At 49.1% G+C, this 4,166-nt stretch carries 6 protein-coding genes and 1 pseudogene; 5 read left to right on the top strand and 2 right to left on the bottom strand.

The window, feature by feature from the left end:
• Together WBV75_RS09615 and WBV75_RS09610 are read left to right on the top strand one after the other, a co-directional pair.
• Positions 1-232 (top strand): FKBP-type peptidyl-prolyl cis-trans isomerase (locus tag WBV75_RS09615; RefSeq protein WP_424120406.1); only part of this gene is annotated, 232 nt, incomplete at its 5' end.
• 13 nt (positions 233-245) lie between these two features.
• Positions 246-791, top strand: coding sequence for a YfiT family bacillithiol transferase (locus WBV75_RS09610; RefSeq protein WP_424120405.1), 546 nt, complete (start codon positions 246-248; stop codon positions 789-791).
• A 2-nt stretch (positions 792-793) separates the two neighbouring features.
• Here WBV75_RS09610 and WBV75_RS09605 read toward each other — a convergent pair whose 3' ends face one another.
• Positions 794-1,357 carry a thioredoxin family protein gene (locus tag WBV75_RS09605; RefSeq protein WP_424120404.1) on the bottom strand — a complete coding sequence of 188 codons (564 nt, stop codon included), beginning with the start codon at positions 1,355-1,357 and terminating at the stop codon, positions 794-796.
• Between the two features lie 100 nt (positions 1,358-1,457).
• Here WBV75_RS09605 and WBV75_RS09600 point away from each other — a divergent pair, with 100 nt between their 5' ends.
• From WBV75_RS09600 to WBV75_RS09590, 3 genes are all read left to right on the top strand, one after another.
• Positions 1,458-1,769: a phosphoribosylpyrophosphate synthetase gene (locus WBV75_RS09600; protein ID WP_424120403.1), complete on the top strand. Its 312-nt coding sequence runs from the start codon at positions 1,458-1,460 to the stop codon at positions 1,767-1,769.
• A gap of 11 nt (positions 1,770-1,780) precedes the next feature.
• A complete protein-coding gene (locus tag WBV75_RS09595; RefSeq protein ID WP_424120402.1) occupies positions 1,781-2,698 on the top strand; it encodes a bile acid:sodium symporter family protein in 918 nt (305 codons plus the stop codon).
• Between the two features lie 84 nt (positions 2,699-2,782).
• Positions 2,783-3,820, top strand: a complete 1,038-nt coding sequence (locus WBV75_RS09590) for a 1-acyl-sn-glycerol-3-phosphate acyltransferase (protein WP_424120401.1) — start codon at positions 2,783-2,785, stop codon at positions 3,818-3,820.
• A 16-nt stretch (positions 3,821-3,836) separates the two neighbouring features.
• Here WBV75_RS09590 and WBV75_RS09585 read toward each other — a convergent pair.
• Positions 3,837-4,166 (bottom strand): annotated as a pseudogene (locus tag WBV75_RS09585) (zinc carboxypeptidase); the annotation flags it as partial.

Raw genomic sequence — 4,166 nt, 5'->3', positions numbered from 1 at the left:
GGATGGGACGGTGTTCGACAGTTCCTTTGAACGGAACGAACCCATTGAGTTTGCGCTGGGGACGGGTCAGGTGATTCCCGGATGGGATGAAGGCATTAGTTTACTCGGTGTGGGCGATAAGGCCCGCTTTATCATTCCTTCCGAACTTGCCTATGGATCCAGGGGAGCCGGCGGGGTTATTCCCCCGGATGCCATTCTGGTTTTCGACGTGAGTCTGGAAGGGGTTTCCTAAGCCCACTGATGTTATGGGCAATGAACACCTCGATTTTCTGCGATATCCCATCGGGCGGTTCGCGCCACCGGATTCAATTTCTGAGAAGGAACTAAAAGTTTGGATCGCAGCCCTGGAGGTCTTTCCCTCAAGGCTTTCCAACCTGGTTTGTGATCTTTCCGATGTGCAGTTGAATACCCCGTACCGCAACGGAGGCTGGACCGTGCGGCAGGTAGTCCACCATCTTTCCGACAGCCATCACAATTCCTATATGCGTTTTAAATGGGCCCTGACGGAAGACACACCCCAGATAAAAGTCTATGATGAAAAGGCCTGGGCTGCGCTTGAGGATAGCGTCTCAGGTCCGATCGACCTCTCCCTGGAACACCTGGAGGCGGTACATAAAAAACTTGTTTATTTATTACAACGTGTAGATAGAGCGGTTCTTAAAAAGGGATTTCTCCATCCGGAAAGCGGCTTTACCACCCTGGAGGAGAATGTTGGGAGATACGTCTGGCATGGCAATCACCACTATGCCCATATTGAGCGATTGCTCGAGGCCAGGGGCTGGACCGGCTGACTTCAGGAAACGGGCTTCCACTTAATGTTACACCCGATGCTGGGTTTTTGGTCGTGGGATAGTGGTCGTCCTTCAAGTAAGTCATCCAACGCCTTTCTCAGGTCTTCTCCGCTTACGGGAATATCGTTGCCGGGTCTGGAGGAATCCAACTGACCCCTGTAAACCAAAAGGTCTTTGGAGTCAAAGAGGTAGAAATCGGGGGTGCAGGCTGCCTGGTAGTCCAGGGCCGTTTGCTGTGTGGCGTCATAGAGGTACGGAAATGGATATCCTTCTTCCCGGGCGGTTTCCCGCATTTTTTCCGGGTGGTCCTCAGGATAATTTTCCACATCGTTGCTGGAGATTGCGATCATTCCGATCCCCATGGGTATATAGGTTCTGCCAAGGCGCACCAGTTCCGGGTTCACGTGTTTTACAAAAGGGCAGTGGTTGCAGATAAACATCACGATAGTGCCGTGTTTTCCTTTCAGATCGGCAAAAGACCGGGTTTTCCCGCTTGTGGTATCGGGTAATAAAAATTCCGGGGCTCGCGTACCGAGGGCGAGCATTGTACTTGGGGTTCGGGCCATTGCTCAACTGTTTATAGAATCCTAAAGGTATTAAATACTTGTAAATTCCTCCCAGACTGCCTATCTTCTCCTTTCATCGGCGTGCCCCGAACAGCTTCATTTGAACAAAAGACATACATATTCGTCCCTTTCAGTCGCTATTGAAGATCTTCAGTCCCGGGGATATAATGAGGACCTCAATTTCTGTGACGACGGTCTGGAGCACAAACGCACATCCTGTATTTATCCGGCAGAAGCGCTGGAGGTCATAGAATTTTACCGTTTTGAAGGAGCCAGTAACCCGGATGACAACTCCATCCTCTATGCCATTGAGACGTCAGACGGGCTGAAAGGACTCCTGGTGGATGCTTACGGTGCCTACTCCGGAAATATTCCCAGGGACATTGTCAACAAACTGAGGATTGACCATTGATTGGTCCATGTATGGAGACACAGATAGACCAGTTACGTATCAACTTTGACAATGAAGCGCTTTGGACGATGAACCTGGCCCTGGCCCTGGTGATGTTCGGAATTGCCCTTGAGATTAAACCCTCAGATTTCAGACAGATCCTCCGGAATCCCAAAGCTGTGCTCACAGGGGTCTGTTGCCAGTTTCTCTTGTTGCCGGCCCTTACTTTTTTCTTGGTCTGGTGGTGGGAACCCCAGCCGAGTTTTGCCCTTGGGATGATCCTGGTCGCCTCATGCCCGGGAGGGAATGTTTCAAATTTTATGTCACACCTCTGTGGTGGCAACACGGCCCTGTCTGTGAGCCTGACGGCAATAGCCACCCTACTTGCGGTCCTTATGACCCCTTTAAACTTGCAGTTTTGGGGCAGCCTTTATGAACCCTCTGCCGCCCTGCTCACCGATGTTGAGATTAACCTTTGGGAAATGGTACGATTGGTGGCCCTCTTATTGGGGCTTCCACTGATTGCAGGTATGGTGCTTGGACATCTCAAACCAAAACTCGCCAAACGGATGGCGAAAATATTCAAGATTGTTTCCCTGTTATTCTTTGTCTTTTTAATCTTTGTGGCACTTTACAATAACCGCGATATTTTTGTGGATTACGTGGGATTGGTCTTTACCCTGGTGTTCTTTCATAATATTTCCGCATTCCTACTCGGATACACTTCAGGTCGGGTGATGAGACTGCCTTTCCGGGATGTAAAAAGCATCACCATAGAGACCGGTATACAGAACTCGGGTCTGGGTTTACTGCTGATTTTTACCTTTTTTGAAGGTCTCGGCGGGATGGCCCTCCTGGCTGCTTTCTGGGGCATATGGCATTTGGTATCCGGTTTGGCACTCTCTGCCCTTTGGGGAGGTATTCCCGTGCGGAAGGAATCTGTCTTATGAAATGAGCCATAATAATTCTCAATACCAACCGGGATGGTTATTGGCGAATTACATCTGACCTATTAAAACCAATAAAATAAACAGATGAAAACCGTCTTTTATCTCGCTTTTAAGAGGCTTATCCGGACAGGATTTCAATGCTACTACAAAGAAATCCGAATGACGCATATGGAGCGCGTTCCCCCGGACCGGGCGGTCATGCTCCTTCCGAATCATCAGAATGCGCTGATGGACCCCTTGCTTTATGCCGCATTCGCAAAGGGCAAACCCTATTTCCTGACACGGTCTGATGTCTTTGGAAATAGGGTGTTGAAATGGATCTTTCAGGGCCTCCGGATGATGCCCATTTACCGCCTGCGTGACGGGCGGGAAACCCTTTCCAAAAACCAGGCCGTCTTTGAGCGCTGTGCCTATCTTTTTTCTGAAGGTGAACAACTCCTTCTATTCCCGGAGGCCAACCACAACCTCAGGAGACAGGTCCGTCCTTTAAGTAAGGGGTTTACGCGTATTATTTCCAAGAGTTATGAAAGCAATCCCAACCGGGAAATCACCATAGTGCCTGTGGGCATGAATTACCAAAATGCTGCACAATTCCCGGATCGGGTGGCCCTGTGCTTTGGGGAGCCGTTTCCCACGCGCAGCTATTGGTCTGAGGACAATCGGGAACTGGATTTTAGCGCTTTAAGGGATCGCACCCATCAGGCCATCACCCGGGTAACCACACATATTCCGGTGAACATGGATTATGAATTGTGGGAGCAGCGGCTTGAGGAGAACCATACAGATTTTCTGGATCCCATCCCTGTCAACGCGTTAATTGCAAAAGGTAAATTGCCTGAGCCGAAGTCTTTTCAATCCACACGAGGGTCGAGACGGGTTTGGGATGTATTTTTCCGGGCGGTTAATGCACCCGTTTGGCTGCCCTGGCACTACATTGTGGGGAAGAAGGTACCGGAACCGGAATTCGCCAGTACTTTCCGTTTTTTATACTGCCTGCTGGCTTTTCCGATATTCTATCTTATCCTGGCAGGATTCCTCTTATTCTTTCTTCCCCCGTTTGCTGTTTTAAGTATCCTCGGACTGCTTTTTTTACATAATTTGGCATACGTTAAATTTCGATAGGGATCGCCGGGGAACCCTACATGATATGTCCAAAGAATACGGCATTCATAAGGAGTTTGTTGGTCCCATACCAAAAAGCCCTGAAATTTGTATTATCGGTAAAAAGGATAACCCTTCCCCGGTTGTGCCTCCCGATTTTTAAAGGAACACTTCCCGATATTTTTTTCGCATTTTCTTCTGAAATATATCCGCTCAACAAAGGGTTTTCGGTGTATTGGATGGGATTCTCATAGCTGTTACTGGCGGGTTCCAGGTAGATATTGGTATTTCTGAAGAGTGGTAGCCTGTCGTTTCTATATCCAAAATTGATGGGATGCGAGCGATCGGTCCGGGCTTCAAAAATCGC

Source organism: Robiginitalea sp., from assembly GCF_049588695.1.
Lineage (GTDB): Bacteria > Bacteroidota > Bacteroidia > Flavobacteriales > Flavobacteriaceae > Robiginitalea.
This window is presented reverse-complemented; position numbering and strand designations above follow the sequence as displayed.

Excerpts from the sequence above, each read along its gene's own strand:
- WBV75_RS09590 (WP_424120401.1), top strand. The coding sequence starts at position 2,783 with ATGAAAACCGTCTTTTATCTCGCTTTTAAGAGGCTTATCCGGACAGGA.
- WBV75_RS09610 (WP_424120405.1), top strand. The coding sequence starts at position 246 with ATGGGCAATGAACACCTCGATTTTCTGCGATATCCCATCGGGCGGTTC.
- WBV75_RS09595 (WP_424120402.1), top strand. The coding sequence starts at position 1,781 with ATGGAGACACAGATAGACCAGTTACGTATCAACTTTGACAATGAAGCG.
- WBV75_RS09605 (WP_424120404.1), bottom strand. The coding sequence starts at position 1,357 with ATGGCCCGAACCCCAAGTACAATGCTCGCCCTCGGTACGCGAGCCCCG.